The organism is Actinophytocola sp. (genome assembly GCF_035762905.1).
Classification (GTDB): Bacteria; Actinomycetota; Actinomycetes; order Mycobacteriales; family Pseudonocardiaceae; genus DASYTH01.
The window spans coordinates 1-26,033 of record NZ_DASUCC010000089.1; the positions used below are offsets into that span (position 1 = coordinate 1).

Annotated in this window: 21 protein-coding genes, 3 tRNA genes and 1 pseudogene; 13 read left to right on the top strand and 12 right to left on the bottom strand. The window is 68.8% G+C overall.

Annotated features, from left to right (window positions below):
• Positions 1-247: transposase family protein (locus VFV67_RS17705; protein WP_326471353.1), on the top strand; the 247-nt coding region annotated here is incomplete at its 5' end.
• Between the two features lie 558 nt (positions 248-805).
• On the top strand, positions 806-1,318 hold the full coding sequence (locus VFV67_RS17710) for an NUDIX hydrolase (protein ID WP_326471355.1): 513 nt from the start codon (positions 806-808) through the stop codon (positions 1,316-1,318).
• A gap of 377 nt (positions 1,319-1,695) precedes the next feature.
• Here the strand turns inward: VFV67_RS17710 and VFV67_RS17715 are convergent.
• The 3 genes from VFV67_RS17715 to VFV67_RS17725 all read right to left on the bottom strand — a co-directional run bounded on the left by VFV67_RS17715 (position 1,696) and on the right by VFV67_RS17725 (position 4,678).
• A tRNA-Lys gene (locus tag VFV67_RS17715) sits at positions 1,696-1,767 on the bottom strand.
• Positions 1,768-2,067: 300 nt separating this feature from the next.
• On the bottom strand, positions 2,068-3,342 hold the full coding sequence (locus tag VFV67_RS17720; protein ID WP_326471357.1) for a cytochrome P450: 1,275 nt from the start codon (positions 3,340-3,342) through the stop codon (positions 2,068-2,070).
• Between the two features lie 331 nt (positions 3,343-3,673).
• A complete protein-coding gene (locus VFV67_RS17725) occupies positions 3,674-4,678 on the bottom strand; it encodes a ParB N-terminal domain-containing protein (RefSeq protein ID WP_326471413.1) in 1,005 nt (334 codons plus the stop codon).
• Positions 4,679-5,493: 815 nt separating this feature from the next.
• Between VFV67_RS17725 and VFV67_RS17730 the strand changes: the two genes are divergently transcribed.
• Both VFV67_RS17730 and VFV67_RS17735 read left to right on the top strand, forming a co-directional pair.
• Complete coding sequence (locus VFV67_RS17730) at positions 5,494-6,570, top strand: zinc-dependent alcohol dehydrogenase (protein ID WP_326471359.1); 1,077 nt, start codon at positions 5,494-5,496, stop codon at positions 6,568-6,570.
• A 26-nt stretch (positions 6,571-6,596) separates the two neighbouring features.
• Positions 6,597-7,358, top strand: a complete 762-nt coding sequence (locus VFV67_RS17735) for a hypothetical protein (RefSeq protein WP_326471361.1) — start codon at positions 6,597-6,599, stop codon at positions 7,356-7,358.
• Between the two features lie 47 nt (positions 7,359-7,405).
• Here VFV67_RS17735 and ribB read toward each other — a convergent pair whose 3' ends face one another.
• The 3 genes from ribB to VFV67_RS17750 form a co-directional block, all read right to left on the bottom strand.
• On the bottom strand, positions 7,406-8,614 hold the full coding sequence (gene ribB / locus VFV67_RS17740; RefSeq protein ID WP_326471363.1) for a 3,4-dihydroxy-2-butanone-4-phosphate synthase: 1,209 nt from the start codon (positions 8,612-8,614) through the stop codon (positions 7,406-7,408).
• A 16-nt stretch (positions 8,615-8,630) separates the two neighbouring features.
• Positions 8,631-10,259 (bottom strand): 5,6-dimethylbenzimidazole synthase, encoded by a 1,629-nt coding sequence (gene bluB, locus VFV67_RS17745; protein ID WP_326471365.1) that lies wholly within the window; start codon positions 10,257-10,259, stop codon positions 8,631-8,633.
• 863 nt (positions 10,260-11,122) lie between these two features.
• Complete coding sequence (locus VFV67_RS17750; RefSeq protein ID WP_326471366.1) at positions 11,123-11,797, bottom strand: class I SAM-dependent methyltransferase; 675 nt, start codon at positions 11,795-11,797, stop codon at positions 11,123-11,125.
• Between the two features lie 325 nt (positions 11,798-12,122).
• Between VFV67_RS17750 and VFV67_RS17755 the strand changes: the two genes are divergently transcribed.
• The 3 genes and pseudogenes from VFV67_RS17755 to VFV67_RS36810 form a co-directional block, all read left to right on the top strand.
• Positions 12,123-14,150, top strand: a complete 2,028-nt coding sequence (locus VFV67_RS17755) for a carbamoyltransferase family protein (protein WP_326471367.1) — start codon at positions 12,123-12,125, stop codon at positions 14,148-14,150.
• A 71-nt stretch (positions 14,151-14,221) separates the two neighbouring features.
• Positions 14,222-14,551 (top strand): hypothetical protein, encoded by a 330-nt coding sequence (locus tag VFV67_RS17760; RefSeq protein WP_326471368.1) that lies wholly within the window; start codon positions 14,222-14,224, stop codon positions 14,549-14,551.
• A 637-nt stretch (positions 14,552-15,188) separates the two neighbouring features.
• Positions 15,189-15,260, top strand: a pseudogene (locus tag VFV67_RS36810) (hypothetical protein); the annotation flags it as partial.
• A gap of 14 nt (positions 15,261-15,274) precedes the next feature.
• On the opposite strand, the gene VFV67_RS17765 reads toward VFV67_RS36810, so the two are convergent.
• Positions 15,275-15,598: a hypothetical protein gene (locus VFV67_RS17765; protein ID WP_326471369.1), complete on the bottom strand. Its 324-nt coding sequence runs from the start codon at positions 15,596-15,598 to the stop codon at positions 15,275-15,277.
• On the opposite strand from VFV67_RS17765, the gene VFV67_RS36815 reads away from it, so the two are divergent.
• On the top strand, positions 15,519-16,418 hold the full coding sequence (locus VFV67_RS36815; RefSeq protein WP_414636279.1) for a site-specific integrase: 900 nt from the start codon (positions 15,519-15,521) through the stop codon (positions 16,416-16,418). The genes VFV67_RS17765 and VFV67_RS36815 overlap by 80 nt on opposite strands.
• Here the strand turns inward: VFV67_RS36815 and VFV67_RS17770 are convergent.
• Positions 16,380-16,452, bottom strand: a tRNA-Lys gene (locus tag VFV67_RS17770). The genes VFV67_RS36815 and VFV67_RS17770 overlap by 39 nt on opposite strands.
• 158 nt (positions 16,453-16,610) lie before the next feature.
• Here VFV67_RS17770 and VFV67_RS17775 point away from each other — a divergent pair.
• On the top strand, positions 16,611-17,852 hold the full coding sequence (locus VFV67_RS17775; RefSeq protein ID WP_414636275.1) for a L,D-transpeptidase: 1,242 nt from the start codon (positions 16,611-16,613) through the stop codon (positions 17,850-17,852).
• Between the two features lie 244 nt (positions 17,853-18,096).
• Here VFV67_RS17775 and VFV67_RS17780 read toward each other — a convergent pair.
• Both VFV67_RS17780 and orn read right to left on the bottom strand, forming a co-directional pair.
• Positions 18,097-18,169: transfer RNA gene (locus VFV67_RS17780), tRNA-His, on the bottom strand.
• 49 nt (positions 18,170-18,218) lie between these two features.
• Positions 18,219-18,830: an oligoribonuclease gene (gene orn, locus VFV67_RS17785; RefSeq protein ID WP_326471372.1), complete on the bottom strand. Its 612-nt coding sequence runs from the start codon at positions 18,828-18,830 to the stop codon at positions 18,219-18,221.
• A gap of 103 nt (positions 18,831-18,933) precedes the next feature.
• Between orn and VFV67_RS17790 the strand changes: the two genes are divergently transcribed.
• Positions 18,934-20,409: a glutamate-cysteine ligase family protein gene (locus VFV67_RS17790; RefSeq protein WP_326471374.1), complete on the top strand. Its 1,476-nt coding sequence runs from the start codon at positions 18,934-18,936 to the stop codon at positions 20,407-20,409.
• A gap of 9 nt (positions 20,410-20,418) precedes the next feature.
• Here VFV67_RS17790 and VFV67_RS17795 read toward each other — a convergent pair whose 3' ends face one another.
• Positions 20,419-20,622: a hypothetical protein gene (locus tag VFV67_RS17795; RefSeq protein WP_326471376.1), complete on the bottom strand. Its 204-nt coding sequence runs from the start codon at positions 20,620-20,622 to the stop codon at positions 20,419-20,421.
• A 181-nt stretch (positions 20,623-20,803) separates the two neighbouring features.
• Here VFV67_RS17795 and VFV67_RS17800 point away from each other — a divergent pair, with 181 nt between their 5' ends.
• From VFV67_RS17800 to VFV67_RS17810, 3 genes are read left to right on the top strand one after another with little or no spacing between them, the layout of a single operon-like run.
• Positions 20,804-22,039, top strand: coding sequence for an NAD(P)/FAD-dependent oxidoreductase (locus VFV67_RS17800; protein ID WP_326471378.1), 1,236 nt, complete (start codon positions 20,804-20,806; stop codon positions 22,037-22,039).
• Positions 22,040-22,091: 52 nt separating this feature from the next.
• Entirely contained in the window at positions 22,092-23,114 is a 1,023-nt protein-coding gene (locus VFV67_RS17805) for a tetratricopeptide repeat protein (protein ID WP_326471380.1), read from the top strand.
• A gap of 38 nt (positions 23,115-23,152) precedes the next feature.
• Positions 23,153-24,313 carry a lactate 2-monooxygenase gene (locus VFV67_RS17810; protein ID WP_326471381.1) on the top strand — a complete coding sequence of 387 codons (1,161 nt, stop codon included), beginning with the start codon at positions 23,153-23,155 and terminating at the stop codon, positions 24,311-24,313.
• 4 nt (positions 24,314-24,317) lie between these two features.
• On the opposite strand, the gene VFV67_RS17815 is transcribed toward VFV67_RS17810, so the two are convergent.
• Positions 24,318-25,928 carry a bifunctional 3'-5' exonuclease/DNA polymerase gene (locus VFV67_RS17815; protein WP_326471415.1) on the bottom strand — a complete coding sequence of 537 codons (1,611 nt, stop codon included), beginning with the start codon at positions 25,926-25,928 and terminating at the stop codon, positions 24,318-24,320.
• Positions 25,929-26,033: the final 105 nt, after the last annotated feature.

The window sequence follows — 26,033 nt, forward strand, 5'->3', positions numbered from 1 at the left end:
CGACAAGGGCTACCACGGCTACGACGACACTGGCAACCACGTGATCACACCCTACAAAGGCCGCAACAAGCCCGAATCGCAGAAGGACGCCAACCGGAACCACGCCCGTCTGCGCGGCCCCGGCGAACGCGCCCACGCCCACCTCAAAACCTGGCGCATCCTGCGCAAACTCCGCTGCTGCCCACGCCGCGCCGGCCGACTCGCCAAGGCCATCCACGTCCTACAGAACTACGAACTCGCCGGATGAAAAGGGCTCAGTAAATACAGTTGGCCGTGAGCTAGTATCTCTACTGTTAAGCAACGTACGGGCGCCTCTCTAGCAGGTCCGAAGTGATCATGTCGGCGCAGATGATGCCAGCCAGCGACGTCCACATGAGACGGACGACGACGACGACATCGCTTTTCACTCGACTGGGTCAGACGTCGCCGTAGACGGAGATACGCGGCTGCTGGTCGGCTGGGCTTCCGGACCGCCGCGAGGGCGATCACCTTCGCAACGGCGGCGGGCGAACCATCTGTTCGGCGAGATCAATCAACTCGCAACGTCGGCACCCAACGCGTCAGGCGGCTGGGACCTCACTGGTCACACCCACCAGTCCCCCGCTGGCCAAGCGTTCGGTGGGGCACCGGACAACTCAGAGCGTGTTTGAGATATTGGTCGGGCGTAGCTTTGTTGATCTTGATGGTGGATTCAACCAGGGTCTGGTGGGTGGCGACGGTTGTTTGATCAGGCAGTAACACGAACCGGGGACCCATCTACCGTAATGTCGCCGCGTGGCTGCGGCGTCGGCCTAGGGTGAACCAGGTGATTGACCAGATGACCGTGGATGCGGCGGTCGCCGATGCTTGCCTCGCCGCGATGGAGTTCGACGGCGCCCGGGCGTGGCTAGCCGCTCGCCCGACGCTGAGGGAGCCGCTCGCGGCTGAGGTGTGGGTCACTGATCCGGCTTGTAGCTACATCCTGCTTGTTCGGCACCGCGTGCGCGGTTGGGTGCCGCCTGGCGGCAAGGTCGAGCCTGGGGAGACGCCGCGGATCGCTGCGGCCCGTGAATTGGTGGAGGAGACCGGTGTGGATGGTGAACTGCTGCCGGTGCCGGCTGCGGTCGCAGTTCGGTCCTTCCGGGCCGACTGGACGCCGACGCTGAGCCTGTCCTACGGCGCTGTTGTCGGCCGTGACGTTCCGCTCGGTGGGGAAGGCGGCCAGCCGTCGCGATGGGTCGATTTGGGCGAGACGTGGGAGAGCGTTTTTCCCGAGGACCGCAACCGTATCCGCGCGTATGTGCGTCGATTGGCGGTGGAGCGTGGAGTCGGGCTGTGAGTCCGTCGCCAGTGCGCGGCTAGTGGATCGAGTCGATCAGCGTGTCGCCGGGCAGCGCCACCAGTTCGAGTTCGTGAAGGAACCGGGCCCACACTGGCTCCAGGCGAGCTGCGCTGTCGACGGCGGGTGAAGTGGGCGCCGCAACCCCCGCAGGTCCGCGCAACCCGTGTGCCGGGGCAGCGCTGTGGACGGCTTGGCGGACGGAATTTGGTCCGCCGATGAACGAGACCAACGGCGGGGTATTTGATCTTGCTGGCGCCCTACTTTCCGCCCAGGAGCACCCATCGGGCCACAATGGACGGACGCGGCCTTCAATGCAAGATCGCCAGAAACGGCAAAACCGCAGGTCAACATGGTGTTGACCTGCGGTTTGCGGGTGCGCCGCCAGGGACTCGAACCCCGAACCCGCTGGTTAAGAGCCGGCCCGGCGCTGTGTCGACCACTATCGCCGCGTGTCGCCCCGTGCCATTTCCGCAGGTCGGCGACAAAGCTCGTGTCACCATATGCCGCACCATGTCGCCCAGCAACGCCGCCGCCGAGCACCCACGGAGCACCCATCCTGTCGTGTTCGGTGGCCTTGGAGTCCGTACGCGGGAGGCAGGGTCGTGCGGACATGGTTCGCCATTCGCCAAGTATTGCGCGGCAGGATGCGACGAAGTTTGCCTGCTGTCTCGGTTGGACGTATGTGGTCCGCGAGAGCAGGTCCGCTGCCTCTCACGCCCCTTGAACCGCTCGATGACGGTGAGTGGTCAGCGAGCCGCGCCGAACCGGAGCGGGAGCGTGGCTGGGCCGTGGACGCCGAGCGGTGGCAGCCAGTTGATCGGGCCGGCCAGGGTCGGTGGACCCAGCTGGCGGGTGAGTACCGGGAGTGCCTCGCCGATCTCGGTGCGGGCGAGTGCGGCGCCCAGGCAGTGGTGTGGGCCGGCTCCGAACTGCAGCAGCGGCGCGGTCCGGCTCGCGGTGATGTCGAAGGTGTCGCCGCTGGGGAAGGCGCGGGGGTCACGCTGCGCGATGCCTGCGCATATGGCGACGACCGTGCCTCGGTTGATCGGCAGTCCGTGGTATTCGAAGTCTTCGGCGGCTATGCGGTTGAGCATGATGACCGATGGGGACCAGCGCATGGCCTCGTTGACGGCCCGGTCGGCGAGTTCCGGGTGCTGGCCGAGCAGTCGCCATTGTTCGGGGTACTCGGTGAAGGTGACCATCGCGTTGCCGAGTTGGTGACGAGTCGTGTCGTGCGCGGCGAAGACGAGCATGACGACGAGGTTGACGAGTTCCTCGGCGCTGACCCGACTGCCGGTCTGCCGGGCGGCCAGCAGGGCGGAGATCAGATCACTGTCTTCGGTGGGCTTCTTGGTGTTGAGTAGGTTCTCGACGTATCCGGTTAGTCCGGTGATGGCGGCGGTCACGCGTTCCCGGGTGTCGCCGCCGTAGCCGAGGGCGAACAGCAGAGCAAGATCGGCGGTCCAGGCGCCGAATATGGCGTGGTCCTCGGGCGGCACACCGAGCAAGGTGCCCATGACCGCCAGCGACAGCGGGTTGGCGAGGTCCCCGGCGAACTCGAAGGGCTCGTTCGGCGCGATCCGCCCGGTCAGATCCTCGGCCCGTGACCGGATGAACGGCCGCAGTCGATCGATCATTCTCGGCGTGAACGCCTTGCTCACCAGGCCGCGCAGCCGGCGGTGTTCTTCCCCGTGGCGGTTCGAGATCACCGGGACGAACCAGTCGTAGATCGGGCCGTCGACGATATCGAATTTTCGCAGGTACTCGATGCCGTCACCGTTGAGGTGCCGGCCTCGCAGCAGGTCGTTCGCTTCGGCATGGCGGAGTACGAGCAGGCCGATCGGTGTGTGGGCGTACCAACTCCGTGCCTGCGCCGCAACCACTTCGCGCGAGGTGTAGTCGAATGTCGGATCCGTGATGTCGATAACGGGCACCTGCGCGGTATCGGTTGTCTCAGCCATGGACTGTCGTCTCATCGAAGATGCGGTGGCGGTCAACTGAGAAATTTCCCAGTTGTCCATGCGGATCGGAGGTGATGCCGGCTCCCCGGACGTTGCGGGCCCTGCGGGAAGATCTCATCGGCCACCGTGCCATCGCGGGGTTGGCGGAGGACAACCTAGCATCGCGTCGCCGAAGGGCATTGTCAACGTCGCCATTTGACGGGCGAACATCCATGTATAGCGGAGAATTTTCCTCTTCGAGTGAACTTCGGCGACGCAAGGGACCCCAGGGACATGCCTGGCAGCGGTCGTGAACTGGCCGCCGGGGCGGCGTACTGGACGGCGTCATGTCACGAAGCAATCGGCCCGGCGCCATTACCAACGAAGATCACATGACCGGGGTCTGGACGGTTCACTCGGCGTGGGAACCGGTTGGTGCCCGCGGCAAAGGGACTCTCTCAGGGCTCTCCGGAAACCGGATCTCGACGTGGTCGGCGAAGTCGAGCCAGGCCTGGGCACAGTGCCGCGCCGCGGCGGCCGCCGTTCCCGCGCAGTGCGCCGGAATCCCGTCGATCAAGTGCTCCCATTGCCGCGGCAGCAACATCGATGATTCCAGCAGGCGCAGCAGCAGCCGGCCGGACTCGCCGCACCGCAGCGATGGATCCCCGCGCAGCGCGCGCATCAGAGCAGCACGGCTCGCGCCGCTGACGTCGTCGGTCGCGGCCGCACCGGGTGGCTCCCGGCGCGGTGGCACCGAAGCAAGCGGGTGCTGCGCCGGCGGGCTCGGATCCTCGCCCCGGCGAAGCCGCTCGCGAACATCACGCGCGGTCCCCAGTGAGATCCCCACCGCGTTCGCGATCTCCCGCAGCGGCACGGTCGGCCGGGCCGAGATCAGCTCGCCAGCCCGCTGACGGCGTTGCCCGATGTCGACCGGACGGATCCGCCCATCCCGACCGATCCGCGCACCCAACTGGGCAATTTCCCCACTTGACCGGCGTCGGATCGCGCCCACCGTCTTATGCGACAACCCGGTAACCGACGCAATCGCCCGGTCCGACCACTGCCGATGCGAACCCAGAATGCGGCCCGCGGCCGCGGTCCGATCAGCCAGTGATAGCGGCAGCCCCTGCCGCTCCACATTCAACGTGACGGCCAGCACGAAAGCATCCTCGGCCGAACCGTCGAAGAACTGAACCTCGATCTCCCGCTCACCACGAAGCATCGCCGCCCGCAACCGGTGCATACCATCGATCACACGCATCGTGGCACGATCCACGACAATTGGTGGAAACACCGTTGCGGACGCCGCGAGCGCGTCGGCGTGCGCGGTGCTCTCGCCCTCCAACCGCGGCGAATCCGAAGGCAACAGGTCACAAACAGAAACGCGGACCGGGTGGCATTGTCCGGGAACGTCCACACATCGCCCTGAGATGGGGACGACAACCCGATCACCACCAATAGTCCTGGCCACTGGACCGCTCGGGTTCGGAGTCCGGTAACCCTCGCTCGCCATTTTGATCACCGATCACTCCATAGTCACCCTAGCTGATGGCAGCTTAGGACTTTCGCGAGACGCGTCAAAGCCCGACGTCAAGAATTCGATTAAAACAACGTATTGGATGCTGTCCGCACGGAAGCGCTCTAGGTGCCGTGTACGCGGGTGGGCAAATCCTTCCAGATAGGTCAACGCCGTCTCACTTGGTGAAAGATAGCTCCGGATCCCTGCTTCAGTTTGCCAGCCAGGCAAGGATGCATAACCAAGCGACCACAGCATGATCTTCCGCTCCACTGCACCGCGCCCGGCCGGGCATGCTTCGCGCACCGGGGCGAGGATCTCCTGGTAGGCAAGACATCGGCACAGGCGACCGATCAGTTCGGCTGCCGTCTGCTCCTCGCGGGAGCCGCGGTACCGTGCGCTGCGCGCCACCTGTCGTGAGAGCCGCCGCCTCGGCCACGAACCCCTGGCGTGCAGAAACCGCACTGCAGCGGGGGCGCGTGGCGAACGCCCGCAACACCGGATGTCCTTGCCTGCCCAGCCCTTGAACCATTCGACATGGATCAGCCTTACTCGGGATCGGACCGGCGCGAATACTACGACGTCCACGTCAGATTCAGCGAATTGTTCAGGCGCCATCAAGTGGCGAATTGACTCCGTGTGTACCAGACGACGATGCTGACTTTCGCCCGTCAACTTGGCATGCACAATCGCGGCGCGGGAAGGTGCGGTGGCCGATGACGTTGGTACCTGACGCCGGGGTCAGTCGCGGTTCGGCCGATCGTGTGACCGGCCGGGCGGTGGCGATCGTCGCCGGTGCTGCGGAGTTGGTTGATGTCCCGGTCCGCCGGCCTGGCCCCGGTGAAGTGCTCGTCCGGGTGACCGCGTGCGCGCTGTGCACCTGGGAGGTCCGGGCCTTCAGCGGAATCAGGCCGGCCAGCCGGCCGTTGCTGGGCGGGCACGAACTGGCCGGTGAGGTGGTCGAAGTCGGTGACGGGCCGGTGCCGGTTCGGGCAGGAGACCAGGCCGCGGTCCGGCGCATCGGCCAGTGCCAGGTGTGCCGGTCCTGTCGCGAGGGATTGCAGTGTGTGCACCTTGATCTGGCATCTGTGGACACCGATGGCGGCTTCGGTCCGCAGGGGTTGGGCGAATACCTCACGGTGCCGGCGAGCCAGGTCTACCCGGTCTCCGAGGAGGTGCCCGGCACCGAGGCCGCGCTGGTCGAACCGGTGGCCTGTGTGCTGCGTGGAGTGCTGCGGGCCCGGCTGTCGTTCGGCGACGATGTGGTGGTCTTCGGTGCCGGGTTCATGGGCATGGTCCACGCGCGCCTGGCCCGGCTGCGCGGAGCCCGGGTGATCCTGGCCGAGCCCGACGAACACCGGCGGCGGCTCGCGGCCGACCTCGGGGAGTCGGTCCTCGATCCGCTAGCTGCCGGGTTTGCCGAGCGGCTGCGGGAGATCACCGACGGCGGTCCGGCCGCGGCGTTCGTCACCGGAGGCGGCCGGGATGCGCTGGTCGCGGCCACTGAGCTGGTCGCCGATGGCGGCCGGGTGGTGGCCTTCGCGGCCACGTACCCGCCCGAGGTTGCCGGTACCGGGGTGAACCGGCTTCATCACCATCAGGTGGAGCTGGTCGGCACGGTCAGCCAGAGCGCTGAGGAGTTTCACCGGGCCGCGCGGCTGATCTCGCACCGCTCGATCGACCTGGCGCCGCTGATCAGCGCGACGTTCCCGCTCGACCGCGTCGAGGACGGGCTACGCGCGGCGTTGCGGCCGGTGCCCTACCGGGTCGTGATCACCATGGCCGGCACCTGATGGGCGGGCCGGGCTGGACCGTGCGAATGACCCGGGTGTTCGGCCCCGGGCAGCGCAGTGTGCTGGTCGCGATCGACCATCTGGCCGTACTGGCCGAACCGGAACCCGCGCTGCGCGACCCCGCCGCGCTGGTGTCCACGGTGCGCGCGGCCGGTGCCGACGGCGTGATGCTCACCCGGGGCGCGCTGGCCCAGGCGAGTGCGGAACTGGCCGGTCTCGCGGTGGTCCTGTCGGTCCCGCTCGATCCCGCCAGTCCGGCGCACGTGCCCGACCTGGCGTTGCGGCTCGGCGCCCACATGGTGAAGGTCATCTTCACGCCGTTCACCGACGGCGCCGACGACCAGGCCGCAACCCTCGGGGCGCTCACCACCGCCTGCCACCGCTGGGATCTTCCGGTCATGATCGAGACCGTCCCCGGCGGCTTCGCCGCCGGCGGAAAGTACCGGCAGACCGCCACCCTCGCCGCAGCCGCCCGGATAGCCACCGAACTCGGCGCCGCCGCCATCAAGACCTTCATGCCCCGCATGGCGACCACTGTGGACGGTACCGGTCCGGCCGACCCGGACGGCCTGCGAGATCTCTGCCAGTATGCGGGCGTCCCGGTGCTGATCCTGGGCGGTCAGCGCATCGAACTGGCTGAACTCATCGACCTGACCACTGCCGCGATCGACGCCGGCGCGGCGGGCGTTGCCGTCGGCCGCAACATCTGGGGGGCCGACTCACCCGGCGCGGTGGTGGATGCGCTCGTCCGGGCGGTGCACTCCACGGTGACCCGGACGGGCGCGTGATGATGGAAGATCCTGAGGGTCAACTGGGCAGTTTCCCCAATTGACCGTTATGAGGGGACTGGGAGTTCAACACCGCAGGGCGGCGTTGGTTCGTGGTCGGCATTGATGGTAGGGGAGTCGAGGGGTTCGGTGGCGGTGATCGCTGTTCCGAAATCCTGGAGACGCTCGAACGTGGTGGTGCCGATGTTGAGGAGCCTGATGGAGCGGATGTTGAGGTCGTTCAGGATGTGCTGTATGCAGCTATAGATGCGGGCGGGTGTGTCGTCCCGCCGGTCGGCGCAGGCCGGGCTGGGGTGGTAAACGGTTCGCGGTGGGCGCGGGCGTTCTGGTGGCCGGCGCAGGTACAGCACCACCCCGCGGCCGGAGCGGGCAATCCGGGACAGTGCGGCGTCGAGGAACTCGCGGCAGGTACACGACGTGGCGGCGAGCAGGTCGCCGGTCACGCATTCCTGGTGTGGGTAGACCAGGATCTCCTCGCCGCCCGCGACATCCCCTATCACCAAGGCCAGTACTTCCGTGCGATCACTATCTATTGTGGACCAATAGGCGATCGCGCCGAAGGTGCCGTGACGAGTGGGCAGGCGGACGTTGCCGGTGTGCGCCAGGTGCGACTCGTGCCGTAGCCGGTGCTTGATCAGGTCGGCGATGGAGACGATGACGAGATTGCGGCGTCGGGCGAGCCGGATCAGCCCGGGAAGTCGCATCATGGAGCCGTCGTCGTGGGCCAGTTCGCAGATCGCACCGACCGGGGGAAGACCGGCCAGCCGCGCGAAGTCCACGGCTGCCTCGGTGTGGCCGGGACGGCTGAGCACACCCCCCGGTACCGCGCGGAGCGGGAAGACGTGGCCCGGGCGGTGCAGGTCGAATCGGGTACTGGTGGGGTCGGCCAGGACGCGCAGGGTGCGGGCGCGGTCCGCGGCCGAGATGCCTGTGGTGCAACCGTCGTGGGCGTCGACCGACACGGTGTAGGCGGTCGCCTTGGGGTCTTCGTTGGTGATGGTCATCGGCGGGATGCGGAGCCGGTCCAGGTCAGCGGCCACCATGGGGGCGCAGATCACGCCGCTGCCGTAGCGGATCATGAGCCCGACCACCGCGGGGGTGGCGTGGCAGGCGGCGATGACGAGGTCACCCTCGTTTTCCCGGTCCTCGTCGTCGACAACGATGATCGGTCGACCGGCGGCGAACTCGGTCACAGCCGCGTCGATCGAATCCAGCGTTCGTTCGTGGCCGGGGCGCCGTGGTGCAGCGTTCACCATCAGCGGGCCGGTGCTCTCACCGCGCACCTCCGGTTGCCGCGGCGAGTTCCGGGACGGGCCAGTGCTGCTCGGCCGCCGCGCGCAGGACCGGCACGGCGCCGGCCGCCGCGCCCGGCCCGGTGAGGTCAACAGGGGAGTCGGGCCAGGGCGGGGCCAGGCCGAGATGCTGGAACGGGTCGGGGACACCGGGCGGGAACGGTGTGACGGGGAAGCAGGAGGCTGTGGCGTCCGGTGCCAGCAGGCTGGCGGTCAGGGCCGCGGCGGCCGCGCCGGATCCGGCCAGCAGGACCGGCGCTCGCACGGCGCGGGCACCGAGGATGAAACCGGCCAGGGCCGCGACCGCGAGTCCGGCGTGTTCGGCGAGGATGTCCAGCGGGTCAGCCCCGGCCGGTCCGGCGTGGTCCTGCCGGGCCGCCGCCGAGCGCGCATCCTCGGTGCTCATCGTGGCGAACTCGGCGGGGGAGCGGTTCATCAGCCGCGCGATGATCGCGATCGCCGAACTGTCGTCGGCGGTCAGCACATCGCCCACGAGCCAGCCGTGGCCGGTGGCGTGGTAGTCGCGGGCGAGTTCGATGCCGGTCTCCACCGCCCGCACGACATCTTCCCGAAGCGGGCGTGCGGACCGGTTGGTGCCCCTTCTTGGCAGCAGGCCGGGAATCCGGGGAAGCTCCGCGTGCAGTCCTACGTCTACCACGCATGCCTCGATACCCGTCGCCGCCATCAGCCGATCCATGCCGCCACTGTCGAGGACCTCCCGGACAGCCTGTTCGGCTCTGCCGTCGGACCTGTCCGTGTCCGCGGCGAACAGCGCCAGGACGCCGTGCGGCGCAGGAGGGTGTGCTTGCGTCAGGGCCACCAGCCGCGACACCGTCCGCCCCAGCGGTGTCGACAAGGTCGCCGGCTCGGCCTCGCGTGCGGGTTCGCCGCCGGCCAGCGCCGGGAATCCGGCGACGGTCTCATCGAGCAACCGGGCCGCGGGCTGCCCGGGCAGACCGCGGTGACCGAACTCTTCGTGGTGGATCACCCATTCCAGCGGCCGGCCCCGAACCCACCCATCCCGTACCAGCCCGGGAGCGGCCGGAAAACGATCCACGTATCCCAGCGACAGACACGCGATGATCTCCAACTGCGAGGGCAGCCCGAGTACCCGACTCAGGGCCGCGACATCGAAGGCGGCGACAAGGCAGACTCCGACACCTTCCGCCCGCGCAGCCAGCCACAGGTTCTCGATCGCGTAGCCCACTGAACGAACCAGCGCCTCGGACCCGTCCGGTGTGCCCAGGGTGTACCAGCCCCCACGGGTCGGATCACAGGTCACCACCACACAAACCGGAGCCCGCACGATGGCATCGAGCACAATCCGGTTAAACGCTGCCGCGCGACTGGCCGGCAGCGTCTCCGCATAGGCCGCGCGGCATCGACGCACCTCCTCATGTATCCGACGCCGCCGGGCCGCCGACCGGATCACCAGAAAGTCCCACGGCTGGGCCATACCGACACTCGGCGCCCGATGAGCGGCCGCGAGCACCCGGGTCAACACCGCATCAGGAACCGCATCAGGCAGAAACCCCGTCCGAATATCCCGCCGCTCCGCGATCACCCGGTACACCGCATCACGATCCGAATCAGAATACGACCAGCTCATACCACACCAACTCGATCATTGACCCCTCAGGAGGCGCCTCACCTTGCGCCGGGCCGCACTAGAATGTCAACTCACCATTTGATCCACGCCATTCCTACCTATATTCCGGAGTTGATGAACCAATGTTGGTCCGGACGGCCGTGGGTCGCCTCCGTAGGGATCCGAGCGCACCCACCAGCCACTTAGCTCACCTGCGTCCTCGGTGCAGCACAGGGCCGAAGGTCGACCAGGCCGAGGTGCCCCGTTGCAGGTTGTCGGTTTCGCTGGCCCGGCTGGGTCGGCCGATCTCGTGCCCCGCCCTGGTGGGTCAGCTTGCGGATGACGTCATGCTCGGCGAACGTCACCTCACTCGGCCACCGCGTCTCCGCCCTCCAGCCCGTCGCCAAAGCAGGACTGGCCCAGCAGACGGCCGATGCCAACAAGCCGAAGCTCGAGGACGCCGGGACCGCATACGGGGCCGGTAAAGGACATCGTTCCCGAGCGCGCCTGCCCGCTGGTGATCGCCGGGCTGGATCTGATCGCCGGACCCGCTACGCACCGGCCAACCCATCGGCTAGTCACGCCGCGGGCCGCGGTGATCCACTCGGCCAGGTGCAGCCTGGGGTCGGGTTGTGGCCGGGACCGGCCACGCGGTGTACAGCCAAATAGTGTCCATAGCGGACCGAGTCTTCGGCACCGCCGGGGTTTGCCGTTGGTGTCGCGCAGGTGCGCGGGTAGAGCAGAACCACCGCGGCTGGTGGCGATGGGAAAGCGCGGTGTGGAGCTGTTCGAGGCAGGGCAGGTCGAGGTGGCGGGGCCCGGTGTCCAGTTCCCACTACTCGCTCGTGACCCGGGCCGTCGCCGCCCGGTCGCCGTCAACTTGGTCAGGTGGCCGGTCGGAGCGGTTTGCGGGTGTAGAGGAACTGATGCTCCTCAGCGCTCATGCCGGGGAAGTCAGGTTCGAACACACTGCGCCGCTCGTGAAGGATCTCCAACCCCGCCTCGCGTAGCAGCTGGGGGTAGACCTCGGCCGGATAGCTGCTGTACCGCCCGAGTTGCCCCATCCACGGGAACTCGGTGTCCTCCGCATCGAAGGGTGCGGTGGCGAACATGAGCAGGCCGCCCGGGGCCAGCCAGTCCGTCATCCGGGTGAGGGTGTCGGCGATGTCCTTGCGGGACATCATCAGCAGCGGGAAGAACGCGGTGATCGCATCCCAGGCTTGCGGTGTTTCGGACAAGGTGCGAACGTCGGCCACCTCGAAGCGCGCGGCGGGAACCTGACGGCGAGCCAGGTCCACCATGGTGGTCGACACGTCGTATCCGGTCACTTGATGCCCGACCGCGGCGAGCAGTTCCGCGGTCGGCCGTCCCGTGCCCGAGCCGATATCCATGACTTTCGCTTCTGCGGGAAGGCGGGCGAGCAGCCAGTCGATGGCGGCGAGGTGTTCAGGATTGCGGCTATAGGTCTGCTCGTAGGTCGAACCCAGGGCGTCGAACACTGTGGCGGCGCGGCGCGCCCATTCTGGGTCGGGCATGACCGGCGATTCTACGTCGTCCACGGAGGGATTGTGGGCGAATTACATATGGGTCAAGTGGTCAAGTGGTGATTTGACGTTTGGGTTCCGGCGGCGCCACGCTGAAGCGGTTCCTGGCCGTTGCGTGCTGTCAGGAAGACTGTGTGATGTTGCGGAGGTCTGGTACTGATGGACGCAGGCCTTGGGGCAGGGGCTGGATAGGGGGCGGGACGGCGTTTCTTGCGCAAGACTATGCATTTGCCAGGCCGCCGGACGACACCGCCGGAAACCGCTGCGTCCTGGTGGCGACAAGGGCTTCGGGAGAGACATAAATATGGAATGCCAGGCCCGGTGATCGTGTTCTTGTCCGTTGCTGAAGGTATGGGTGATCAAGGTGCTGGCGCTTGGCCTGACCGGAAATTTCTCGACCGGAATTTCCGATCTTGTGCCGCAGATGTCCGAATACCTCTTCCATGACGCATCCGCGTCTCTTGTTCGGGACGGTGTGCTGCTCGCGGCGGTCGAGGAGGAACGGTTCAACCGCATCAAGAAGACGACCAAGTTCCCGGTCAACGCGATCCGTGCGTGCTTCGACTCGGCGGGTGTCGCACCCGAGGAGATCGACGCGATCGGCTACCACTTCGGCGAGGAGCACGTGGACAATGTGCTCAACTATCTCTATGCCCAACACCAGCGGGTGCCGGTCCGCTACTCCAGGGAGCTCATCAAGCAGCGGCTGCAGGAGGAGTTCGACTGGGACGTCCCCGACGAGAAGCTGATCTACGCCCTGCACCACGATGCGCACGCGATGTCGACCTACCTGCACTCTGGGATGCGGGAGGCATTGGTGGTCGTTCTGGATGGACGCGGCGAGGACAACTCCGGCACGATCTACCGCGGGGTGGACGGCAGGCTGGAGAAACTGGCCGACTATCCGGTGATGAAGTCCCTCGGCCTTCTGTATCTGGGCGCCACCCAGTTGCTGGGGTACGGCTTCGGTGATGAGTACAAGGTGATGGGGCTCGCGCCGTACGGCGACCCCGCAATCTGCCGCGACCTCTTCGCGAAGCTGTACACCTTGCGGGACAAGGGTGAATACGATCTGCACCCGATCATGACGCCCAACCTGGTCAACCCGCTGTTCCTCGAGCACGGGTTCCTGCCCCGGCGCAAGGGTGAGCCGTTTACCCAGCAGCACAAGGACTTCGCCGCAGGACTGCAGGACGCGGTGGAAACGATCGCGCTGCACGTGTTCGGCTACTGGGCGGAATTCACCGGCCTGCCGGCGCTCTGCTTTGGCGGCGGGGTGGCGCACAACTCGAGCCTGAACGGCGTGATCCTCGGCTCCGGCCTGTTCCGGGAGGTCTTCGTGCACCCGGCGTCCCACGACGCCGGCGCGGGCGAGGGCGCCGCGTTCGTGGCCATGTCCGAACTCGGCCACCTCATCTCGCCCGGCGAACGGTTGCGCAGCGCCAGCCTGGGGCCTGCTCTGGGCACCGAGGCGCAGGTCGCCGACCGGCTCTCTGCCTGGAGCTCGGTGATCGATTTCGAGCGGCACGAGGACATCGTGGGCAGCGCGGCGCGGTTGTTGGCCGACGGAGCGGTTCTGGGCTGGGCGCACGGCCGGTCGGAGTTCGGTCCGCGCGCCCTCGGCAACCGCAGCATCCTCGCGGACGCGCGGCCCAGCGAGAACCAGACCAGGATCAATGCCATGGTCAAGAAACGGGAGAGCTTCCGGCCGTTCGCACCGGTGGTCACCGAGGAGGCCGCCAATGCCTATTTCGACCTCCCCGACACTGCGGCGGACTATGAGTTCATGTCGTTCGTCGTGCCGGTGCTGACCGAGCGCAGGCAGGAGCTTGGTGCGGTCACGCACGTCGACGGCACCGCTCGGGTGCAGCTGGTCGATTCGCTGTCCAGTACCCGGTTCCACCAGCTGGTCGCCAGGTTCGGTGAACTCACCGGAACGCCGGTTCTGCTCAACACCTCGTTCAACAACAATGCCGAGCCGATCGTGCAGAGCGTGGACGATGTGGTGGCCTGTTTCCTGACCACCGATCTCGACTTCTTGGTCGTGGAGGACTTTCTCGTCCGGCGCAAGGGCGGATCGGGTCTCGATCTCGACCAACTGGTGCCGCGCTTTCGGCCGGTGACCAGACTTGCCGAGCGGGTCGGCGACGGCTCGGCTGCGGCCGCGGCCATTTCGCGCGAGATCTACCTGGACTACTTCGGCGGTCCGGTCGCGACGGTGTCCGAGCCGATGTACGAACTGCTCCGGAAGGTGGACGGCAGCACAACGGTGGGTGCGCTCGTGGCGACTACGGGCGTGCCGGACAGCGTGCGCGACGAACTGTACGGCCTATGGCAGCAACGCCTTCTAACCCTGACGCCTGCCTGACCGGCTACCAGGCAAACATCCGTCGTAGCTGCCAGTGGAGGCAACCTGCACCAGGCACTCGAGAAGTCGCGGTGGACAGCCATCGCGACGCCGCGCTCGTGGCGGCGATGGACGGGCTGCACGCCGACACCACCAGGCTGCTGACCACGCTCGCCGAGTACCGCGCGAAGTCCAACGCACTGGTCGAGGCGTGCATGGCCTGCCTGGAAGCGGCGCAGTGCATCGCCGGCTTGTGGCTGACGGCTCGCCGATTGCGGACACCACTGCCGACCGAAAGGCCAGGAAGCGGTCTACGCCATGCGGGCAGCAACGCTGGTGGAGGAGGGCGACGGGCGTTGGAGGAAGCAGGCGGACTGACGCCGGAGCGAGGCAGCTCCGGTAGCCAGCGCCCGGCGCGATAGCGGGACAGCCGGTAGTAGTCGGCGGTGAAGTTGAACTCATCGGGCGAGGCGAACCCAATGGGCGGATCTCGACCTTCGGCCGCGGTGGCGAGCATCTGGTTCCAGCTCGGTGATGACCTCCTTGTCGGAGTCCCGGCGGAAGTAGTCAAATAGATACGCAGGATCCTGCGAGTCACAAAATATCGACGAGTCGGTTCCTTATCCGCTCATCGCAGATCCACGTCCAAGGATGCTGCTGGAGATCCACGCACCGTAATCCGGATGGCGTACCAGCATGCCGGCGTCCCCTCGGTGGCTACGCGGGTTATCGCCATCCGATGCGCGGCACCGTGCGAGCCCTGGGAAGGTCATCACATTGTGCTTGTCCGACTAAAGAGGAATCTCCGATGAGTGATGTGTGCGTGTACAAGCGGTGCGGGTGTTTGGATCCGGTGGATCGGCGGCGGCTGGGTACGCGTTGCCCGTGGTTGCAGCGTCGTGGGCATGGGAGTTGGTATTTCGCGGTGGAGTTGCCGTGGGTGGTGATGGGAAGCGGCACCGGTTGCGGCGTGGTGGGTTCGTGTCGCGGGCGGCGGCTGAGCAGGCGGGTGGGTATTGGCTGGGTCACGATGTCGAGGCGGACGGCAGCTTGATTACGGTGGGGCAGTGGTTGGACATCTGGCTGGCGACCCGACACCAGCTACGCCCGGCGACGCGCCGTCTCTACACCCAGCATGTGCGGGACTATCTCAAGCCGGCCTTGGGCAGCATCGTGTTGCGGGAGTTGACGATCGGCATGGAGCAGGCCATGTTCACCGCCCTGGTGCGGGTGAGCTCGGCGCGGGGCCGGCCGTTGGCGCCGACGACGCTGCACCGGATCCGCGGTGCGTTGACGGCGGCGTTGAACGCGGCGATCCGCCGGGGATTGTTGACGCAGAATCCGGCGCATTGGGTGGAATTGCCGAACGGGCGGCGGCCGCGGGCGGTGGTGTGGACCGAGGCGCGGGTGGCGTTGTGGCGGGCGACGGGGGAGCGGCCACAACTGGCAGTGTGGACCGCGGAACACACCGCGCAGTTCCTGCACAGCATTCGCGATCACCGCCTCTATCCGTTGTTTCACTTGGTGGCGCTGTTGGGATTGCGGCGGGGTGAGGTGCTGGGGCTGCGTTGGTCGGACATCGACCTCAAGGCGCGCACGCTGGTCGTGTCGCATCAGGTGCAGGAGCACAATGGGCGGCGGGTGATCTGCCCACCGAAGAGCCTGACCAGCTTGCGCACCCTCGCTCTGGACCACGGCACCGTCGCCGTGCTGCGCCGCCTGAGCGCCGAATCCGGGCCCGCGTCGGGCGGCGGGGACTTCTTGTTCGCCAAGCCCTCCGGCGAGCCATTGAGCCCAGGATACGTGACGCACATGTTCCGCCGGCTTGTCACCGAGTGTGACCTCCCGCCGGTCCGGTTTCACGACCTACGACACGGCGCGGCAAGCCTGTCACTGGCGGCCGGCAATGACCTCAAAACCGTGCAGGCGCTGCTCGGTCACGACAGCATCGTGCTGACCGCCGACACCTACACCAGCGTGCTGCCCTGCCTGGCACACCAGGCCGCGGAGGCCTCCGCCGCGCTGGTCCTGAAGGCCGTCCGGAAGGTGTCCCGGCCGCGACGCGGAAGATCGAAAACTAGTGCGCGGAATCAGGCGGCGACACGGCCTCGTCCACGGACCTCGGTTGCGTCGCGTGATCGGATCTTGGAGCCCACATCGGACTCACACGGGACTCACACAAGATCGACGCCAACCGGCAAGATCCCTACGATCAAGGAAACCTGCTGGTCGGCGTCGATCCAGTGGGTGTGCGCCGCCAGGGACTCGAACCCCGAACCCGCTGGTTAAGAGCCAGCTGCTCTGCCAGTTGAGCTAGCGGCGCCGGGCAGGGGGTGGTGAGGTCCCCTGCTGGACGGGCGAAACCGTAGCACAGCGGAGTGCCGGGCTTGAAATCGGATAGTCGGGACCACACTGTCGGGAACATCGGGCACACTGTTGGGCGAGTCGGACTACACCTTGAGAGCGGATCGGACGAAGACGATGACTGTGGGGACGGACGCCGTCACTCGGGGATGGGGGTTGTCGCGGACGGTGTTGGGTGGGTTGCTGGCGGTTGTCGTCGCGGTGGGGGTTGCGAGTGCGCCGGCGGAGACCGGGGCGGCGGTGGCCTCGGCGGGGCCTGGTGCGGGGGCGGCTGAGCGGGTCGAGGTGGCCGCGGCGCCGGCGCGGCCGGTGGGGTTGACGTTGACCCCGGTGGATCAGGTCGGGGATTTCGCGCCGGGGGAGCCGGTGACGGTGACGGCGGCGGACGGGCATCTGACCCAGGTGGCGCTGACCGGGCAGGACGGCACGCCGGTGCCGGGGGAGCTCGCGGCGGACGGGCGGTCGTGGCGGTCCACCGAGGTACTGGGGTATGGGAAGACGTACACGACCACGGCGACGGCGGCGGGGTCGGACGGGAAGCCGGTGACGGCCACCTCGACGTTCAGCACGGTCCGGCCGGGGCGGCAGGTCAGCCTGTCGATGAACCCGCTGGACGGCCAGACGGTGGGTGTGGGCCAGCCGCTGGCGTTCTACTTCAACGCGGCGGTGGGCGACCGCAAGGCGGCGGAGCGGGCGATCCAGATCTCCACGGCGCCGCCGACGTCGGGTGGCTTCTACTGGTTCGACAACAAGACGGTGTTCTGGCGGCCGCGCACCTACTGGCAGGCCGGCACGTCGGTCACGGTCAACGCGGCCATCTACGGCAAGAACCTCGGCAACGGGGTGTTCGGGCGGGAGGACCGCCGGGCCGGGATCACGATCGGTGACGCGGTGATCGCCACGGCCGACGGCGGCACCCATCAGATGACCGTGACGGTCAACGGCCAGGTGGCCAGGACGATTCCGATCGCGATGGGCAAACGCGGCTACGAGACGCCGGCCGGCACCTACGTGGCGATGAGCGAGCACACCAACTACACGATGGATTCCAGCACCTACGGCGTGCCCATCGACGCCCCGCAGGGCTACCGCACCACCGTCGCCGTGGCCACCCGGCTGAGCAACAGCGGCATCTTCTACCACTCCGCACCCTGGTCGGTTCGCCAGCAGGGCAACAGCAACGTCAGCCACGGCTGCATCAACATGTCCACCGAGAACGCCCGCTGGCTCCAAAGCATCTCCAGCAAGGGCGATGTGTTCATCGTCACCAACAGCGGCGGCCAACCCCTCGCCCCCACCGACGGCCTAGGCGTCTGGCAAATCCCCTGGGAAACCTGGGCCACCGGCGGCAAAGCCTAACGACCGGGCCCAACAAAGGGAACTTGGCTGGCCCCGTTGGGTTCCCGACTGGCGGACTCCCTGGGTGTGGTCGGGGATCACAGGTCTGGCGCCCGACACCAGAAAGGTGACCGGCCAGCGGGATCCGGCGGGATGGGGGTCCGGGGGCTTGCCCCCGGGCGGGGTCTGGGGGCCGCGCCCCCAGAGCGATGACGAAACCGCCTGTCGGGAAGGTGTCGCAGACACCGAACAGGCTGAGGCTGCGGGTGAGTGACGGGACTCGAACCCGCGACATCCTGGACCACAACCAGGTGCTCTACCAGCTGAGCTACACCCACCATGCGCGTGTGCGCGCTGCGACATCGTAGCGTGCGGTGATCGGAGGGACTAAGCGGGTTCCCCGGGGCGCAGTACGGCGTCGGCGACGGCCTTGGCCTCTTCGGAGGAGGGACCGGGGAGGGGGACGAACGCGGTGCGGCGGTAGTAGATCAGCTCGCGGATCGACTCTCTGATGTCGGCGAGTGCGCGGTGGGCCAGGCCCTTGTCGGGCTGGGCGTAGTAGATCCGGGGATACCAGCGCCGGCACAGCTCCTTGATCGACGATACGTCGACCATGCGGTAGTGCAGGTGGTTGTCCAGGGTCGGCATGTCCCTGGCGATGAAGCCGCGGTCGGTGGCGATGGAGTTGCCGCACAGCGGGGCGGTGCGCGGTTCGGGGACGTGGGACCGGACGTAGTCGAGGACCTGTTGCTCCGCCTCGGCGAGGGTCACGGTGGACCGGCGCACCTCGTCGGTCAGACCGGACCGGGCGTGCATCTCACGCACGACGTCCGGCATCGCATCCAGCGGCGCGTCGTCGGCGTGGATGACCAGGTCGATCCCGGAGCCGAGGACGTTCAGGTCCGAGTCGGTGACCAGGGCGGCGATCTCGATCAGCGCGTCCTTGCCGAGGTCGAGACCGGTCATCTCGCAGTCGATCCACACCAGATTGTCGGGCACCTGACGAGCTTAGCTGGGCATATCCGGCCGGGCTGACCCGCGGAAAGTACGGTCCTCGATCACCCACTAGCGTGAATGCCGGAGAGCGTTCAGGCTATTGCCCATGGGTAAGGACGTCGAACAGGTCGAGTTCAGCCGGGCGGACCGGCAGCGGTTCCGGCAGAAGGTCCGTCTCTGCCTCGACGTGTTCGCGCAGATGTTGTCCGAGTCGCGGTTCGAGACCGGCGCGACGGCGGGTCTCGAGATCGAGCTGAACCTGGTGGACGACGCCGGCGACCCGACCATGCGCAACGCGGCGGTGCTCGCGGCGATCGCCGACCCGGCGTTTCAGACCGAGCTCGGCCAGTTCAACATCGAGATCAATTTACCGCCGCGAAAGCTGAACACCGGCGGGCTGGCCACCTTCGAGGAGGAGGTGCGGGCCAGCCTGAACGCGGCCGAGGAGCACGCGAACACGGTGGACGCGCACATCCTCATGATCGGCATCCTGCCCACGTTGCGGCACAAGCACATGAGCTGGGCGACGCTGTCCGCCAACCCGCGCTACAAGGTGCTCAACGAACAGATCTTCGCGGCAAGGGGCGAGGACCTGGAGATCAACATATCCGGCGTGGAGCGGCTGGTCACCACGGCCGACACGATCGCTCCGGAGAGCGCGTGCACCAGCGTGCAGTACCACCTGCAGGTGGCGCCGGAGATGTTCGACCGGTACTGGAACGCGAGCCAGGCGATCGCGTCGATCCAGGTGGCGCTCGGCGCGAACTCCCCGTACCTGTTCGGCAAGCAGCTCTGGGCGGAGACCCGGATCGCGCTGTTCGAGCAGGCCACCGACACCCGGCCGGACGAGCTGAAGGCGCAGGGCGTGCGGCCGCGGGTGTGGTTCGGCGACCGGTGGATCACCTCGATCTTCGACCTGTTCGAGGAGAACGTGCGCTACTACTCGGCGCTGCTGCCGCTGTGCGACGAGGAGGACCCGGCCGAGATGCTGGCCCGCGGCGACACCCCGGAGCTGGGGGAGCTGCGCCTGCACAACGGCACGATCTACCGGTGGAACCGGCCGATCTACGACATCGCCCGCGGCCGCCCGCATCTGCGGGTGGAGAACCGGGTGCTGCCGGCCGGTCCGACGGTGATCGACACGCTGGCCAACGGGGCGCTGTACTACGGGTTGGTGCGCGCGCTGGCCGACCAGGACCGTCCGGTGTGGACACAGATGAGCTTCTCCGCGGCGAAGGACAACTTCCACGCCGCCTCCCGGGACGGGATCGACGCGAAGGTGTACTGGCCCGGTATCGGTGAGGTCCCGGTGACCGAGTTGGTGCTGCGCAAGCTGTTGCCCCTGGCGCACGAGGGCCTGGCCGGTTGGGCGGTCGCGCCGGACGAGCGGGACCGGCTGCTCGCGGTGATCGAGCAGCGGTGCATCAGCGGGCGCAACGGCGCGAGCTGGCAGGTGGACACCGTGCGGCGGCTCGAGGAGACCACGGGGGTCAACCGGGAGCAGGCGCTGCGCGAGATGACCCGGCGCTACGCCACCCACATGCATTCCAACGAGCCGGTGCATTCCTGGCCGGCCGTGTGAACCCGTTTCTCAGTCGGACGGCTTGAGCGCGGCGTCCATCACGGCGTCCCGTAACGCGGCCCGGAGGCGGCCGACGTCCAGCGGCGAAAGGATCGCGGTCTCGCCGGGGGGAGCGACCAGCACGATCTGCCCGGTTCTGGCGATGACCTGCAGGTCGCGTCTTCGGCCGGCGATATCGCGGCACGTCACTCGCCACTCCCTGTGGCTGCTCACTGCGACCTACCCTTCCTGTCCGAGCTTCGTGGGTCCGCCCCGTACGTCTCCCGAAGATGGAACGAGTTCCGATGGTGACCGTAACGGGGAACTGGCCACTTTTCATATTCATGCCGGCGCGGTGCCGCCCGGGCGACTAGCGTGGTGATCCACTCACACACCCGAAACGAGAGGCTGACCGATGGCCGAACCGCAGCGCATCGTCATCGTGGGATCGGGGTTGGCCGGTGCGACGGCCGCGGGGGAGTTGCGGGCCAAGGGATTCGTCGGCGAGATCGTGCTGATCGGCGATGAGCCGCACCGGCCCTACGAGCTGCCGGCGCTGTCCAAGGGCATCCTCCTGGGTGACGCCGAGGAGCCGGACTGGGTGCACGAGGAGGACTTCTACGCCACGAACACGATCGAGCGGCGGAGCTCCACCGAGATCACCGAGGTGCGGCTGGGCGAGCGGGTGGTGGTCGACGCCACCGGGGAGCGGCTGCCCTTCGACCGGCTGCTGCTGGCCACCGGATCCCGGCCGCGCACGCTGCCGGTGCCCGGCGCCGACCTGGCCGGCCTGCACACGCTGCGCACCCTGGACGACTCGCGGGCGCTGCTGGCCGCGGTGCGGGACGGCGGTCGGGTCGTGGTGGTGGGCGGCGGCTGGATCGGCTGCGAGGCGGCTGCGGCGGCGCGCAAGCACGGGGCGGAGGTGACCGTGGTGGAGCGGCTCCCGTTGCCGCTGCACCCGGTGCTCGGCGACACGATCGGCGCGGTGTTCCGCGACCTGCACGAGCAGAACGGGGTGCGCTGGAAGCTCGGCGTCGGGGTGGCCGAGTTCGGCGGCGAGCAGGGCCGGGTCACCGGGGTCCGGCTGGACGACGGCGAGTTGCTCCCGGCCGACCGGGTGGTGGTGGCGATCGGCGCGGTGCCCCGGGTGGAGCTGGCTCACGCGGCCGGGCTGGAGCTGTCCGACTCGGCGCCGGGCGGCGGCGTGGACACCGACGCCGGCCTGCGTACCTCGGCGCCGGACGTGTACGCGGCCGGCGACATCGCCGCGCACTTCCACCCGAGGTACGGCCGGCGGCTGCGGGTCGAGCACTGGGCGAACGCGAAGGACCAGGGCGCGCACGTGGCCGGCAACCTGGCCGGCGGCGCGGAGCCGTACACGGCCAGCCCGTACTTCTTCTCCGACCAGTACGACCTGGGCATGGAGGTGCGCGGGCTGGCCAACCCGTTCCGCGACCAGCTGGTGGTGCGCGGCGACCTGGCCGCGCGCGAGTTCATCGCGTTCTGGCTGCGCGACGGCGCCGTGCACGCGGCGATGAACGTGAACATGTGGGATGACGGCGACGCGTTGCAGGCCCTGGTCGACAACCAGGCCGTCGTGGAGCCGGGCCGACTTGAGCGGGATGATCTGGCCGGTATGGTGGGGTAGTCGCACCGCCCGCCCTGGCAGACTGGGCCGTCCGGGCGCGGTGGGAGGGTGCATGGGCGAGCCAATTGACACAGTCCTCGCGCGCGCCGCGCGGATCACCGCGGACGGGCGGCCGCGGGTGGCGATCGAGCTGCTCCGGCCGGTGGTGGACACCAATCCGGACCATGCGGGCGCCTGGTGCCGTCTCTCGGTCGCCTACCTGGACGCCGGTGACCTGACCGAGTCGCTGGACGCGGCGAAGCGGGCGATCACCCTGGGCGAGCGGTCCTGGGCGCACCGGCTGGCCAGCCTCGCGTTGGGCGAGCTCGGCCGGTTCGAGGAGTCCGTGAGTTGCGCCCGGGAGGCGGTGCGCCGGGATCCGGCCGACTGGCGCTGCCATGTGGCGCTGGCCGAGGCGCTGGCCCCGACCGAACCGGACGAGGCGCTGGCGGTGGCCAAGGTGGCGATCGACCTGGCGCCGCGCGAGGCCCGGCCGCACGAGGTGCTCGGCGACATCGCCGCTGCCGCGGACGACGCCCCGCTTGCCCGGCGCTCCTACCGGGACGCGCTGGCGCTGGACCCGGGCAACGTGCACATCACCGCGAGCCTGAACGCGCTCAACTCCCGGCCGGCGCCCGAGGAGCCGCCGCCACCTCCGCAGCGGCCGGTGTTCCCGCCCGCGCGGTTCGGCCGGGCCCAGCGCATCGCGCTGTGGTTGGTGGTGCGCCGGGTATCGGTGTGGCTCGCGGTCGGTTCGCTGCTGCTGATCGTCGCCGGGCTGTCCGACCCGGGCCCGATGCTGGCCTGGTTCGGGTTCGGCCTGCTGGTGTTCGCGGTCGGCATGGTGGTGCGCGGTTGGCTGCGGCTGCCGCCGGGCGGCCGGGTCGGGCCGGCGGGGCTCAAACAGGCCGAGCCGCTGCTGCTGGCGGCGGCGCTGCCGCTCGGGCTGGCGCTGCTGTTCCTGCTGATCTGGACGCTGTCCGCGACCATGGGAGCCAGCGGACTGCAGTTGCTGGCCGTGGTGTTGGTGTGCTCCGCGCTGTCGGCCGGGCTGAGCTGGTTGAATCTCTGGCGGCTGAGGCTGCGCAGTCGCTAGGGTGCTGCGTCCGGAATGGCCACAGTGGACAGGAACAGATGACGCACTTCAACAGCTACCAGAACGAGATCTACCTGCAGGGTCTCGCCGACGCGGTGCCGGCGTTCACCACCGACGCCACGCTGCTCGAGGACGCGGCGCGGGTGGCGATGGAGCCGGGCCCGTTCGGCTATGTGGCCGGCGGCGCCGGGTCGGGCGCGACCGTGCGGGCCAACCGGGAGGCGTTCGACCGGTGGCGGATCGTGCCGCGGATGCTCACCGACGCCACCACCCGGGACCTGTCGTGCACCGTGCTCGGCACCCCGATGCCAGCCCCGGTGCTGCTCGCTCCCGTTGGCGTGCAGTCGATCCTGCATGCCGACGGCGAGCTCGCCACCGCCCGGGCGGCCGCGGCGCTCGATCTGACCATGGTGCTGTCCACCGCCTCGTCGAACACGATCGAGGACGTCGCCGCGGCCAACGGGTCCGGCTCGCGGTGGTACCAGCTGTACTGGCCCAACGACAACGACGTCACGATCAGCCTGCTGAACCGGGCCAAGGCCGCCGGGTTCACGGTGCTGGTGGTCACGCTGGACACCTGGACCCTGGCCTGGCGCCCGCGTGATCTGGACCAGTCGTACCTGCCGTTCATCCGCGGCATCGGCACCGCGATCCCGTTCTCCGACCCGGCTTTCCTTGCTGGGCTCGAGAAGACGCCGGAGCAGGACCCGCAGTCGGCGATCCTGCGCTGGATCCCGATGTTCACCGGCACGGACAAGCGCTGGGACCAGCTGCCGTTCCTGCGTGAGCACTGGGACGGCCCGATCGTGCTGAAGGGCATCCAGTCCGTCGCCGACGCGGCCCGGGCGGTGGCCGCGGGCATGGACGGGATCGTGGTGTCCAACCACGGGGGCCGCCAGGTGGACGGCGCGGTCGGCGCGCTGGACGTGCTGCCGGAGATCGTGGCCGTGGTCGGCGAGCAGTTGACCGTGCTGTTCGACTCGGGCGTGCGCACCGGCGCCGACGTCGTCAAGGCGCTGGCCCTTGGCGCGCGGGCGGTGCTGCTCGGCCGGGTCTACGCCTACGGTTTGGCGTTGGGCGGCGAGGCCGGCGTCCGGCACGCGCTGCGCACCGTGCTCGCCGACCTGGACTCCACGGTGGCGCTGTCCGGGCACCGCACCCTCGCCGAGTTGAGCCCGGATCTGCTGCGCCGGTCCTGACGCCTCACTTGGCGTCGGCGTAGCAGTCGACGATGTTGGCCTGTAACGGAAAGCGCACCGGGGTGGGGCCGAAGACCAGGTGGCTGGCCTCGGCGGCCGCCTTGTCCACTTCGGACGCGACGGTTTCGGCCAGCTCGGCAGGGCAATGGACCAGCACCTCGTCGTGCTGGAAGAACACCACCTCGGCGCCGGGCGCGGTCAGGGTGAGCCGGCGGCGCAGCGCGGCCAGTACGGTCAGTGCCCAGTCGGCGGCGCTGGCCTGCACCACGAAGTTGCGGGTGAACCGGCCCCAGTTGCGGGCCGCTTGACGGGACCGGCGCTCGGTGACGTCGTCCTGCTCGGCCGAGCCGGTGAGCGCCCGCCACGCCTCGCTCGGCGGCGGGCTGGTTCGGCCGAGCCGGGAGCGCACGATCCCGCCGGCCTCGCCGGTTCGCGCGGCCTGCTCCACGTAGTCCACGGCGTGCGGGAACCGCTTGCGCAGCACGGCGAGCAGCGGACCGGCCCCGCCGCTGGTGCCGCCGTACATCGCCGAGAGCATGGCCACCTTGGCGTGGCCGCGGTCGCCGTCGAAGGCGTCGGCGGCCAGGCTGGCATAGAGGTCGGCCGACCCGGACACCTCGGCGAGCCGCAGGTCGCCGGACAGCGCCGCGAGCACCCGGGGTTCGAGCTGGGCGGCGTCGGCCGTTACCAGCGCCCACCCGGGGTCGGCGCGCACCGCGGTGCGCAGCGTCTTGGGCAGTTGCAGGGCCGCACCGCCCCGGGTCGCCCACCGTCCGGACACCACGCCGCCGACCACGTACTCCGGCCGGAACCGCCCGGCGCGCACCCAGGAGTCCAGCCAGGTCCAGCCGTGCGCCACCCACAGCCGGGCCAGCTCCTTGTACCGCAGCAGCGGCGGCACCGCCGGGTGCGACACCTCGCGCAGCACCCAGGCCCGGCTGGACGGCACCTCGATGCCGGCCTTCTTGAACGCCCGGACCACGCTGCCCGGCGCGTCCGGGTTCACCGCCACCCCGCCGAACGCGGCGCTGATCTCGTCGGCCAGCTCGACCAGCCGGGCCGGCTTGCCCCCGGCCGGCGGCCGCGGGCCGAGCAGCTCGGTGAGCAGCGCGTCGTGCACGTCGGCCCGCCAAGGCAGGCCGTGATGGGTCATCTCGGCCGCGGCCAGCCCACCGGCCGACTCGGCCGCGACCAGCAGGCGCAGCCGCTCCGGGTGCGGGTCGGCGTCCAGCCGCCGCTGCTGGTCGGCGTAGACCGCGGCGGCGGCCGCCAGCGGGTCGCCGGCCGGGACGCTTCCGCGGTCCAGCTCGAAGAGCCCGGGCACCTCCGCGCGGCTGGGCGGCGGCCGGTCGGCGGGCTCGGGCAGGCCGTGCAGCCGGGCGGCGGCCGCGGCCAGGTTGCGCGGCCGGCCGGGCGTGCCCGCGCAGGCCAGCAGGATGCTCTCGGTGAGAGCCAGGTCGTGGCAGCGGGCCAGCCGCACGCCGGCGCGCAGCAGGTCGGGGTAGCACTCTTCGGTGGCCGGCAGCACCCAGCGCGGCCGGTCCCGCGCCTCGAGCTCGGCCATGGCGGCGGCCAGGTCGGGCACCGCGCGGTCGGTGCCGTCCGGCAGCCGCATCCGCCCGGCCCCGCCGGCCTCGGGGAACACCACTACCACCTGCACTAGTCCGCCTCTCCGGAGTTAACTGTTGTTGTTGCGGTCCAGCCGGTGGTGCGGTTAGCG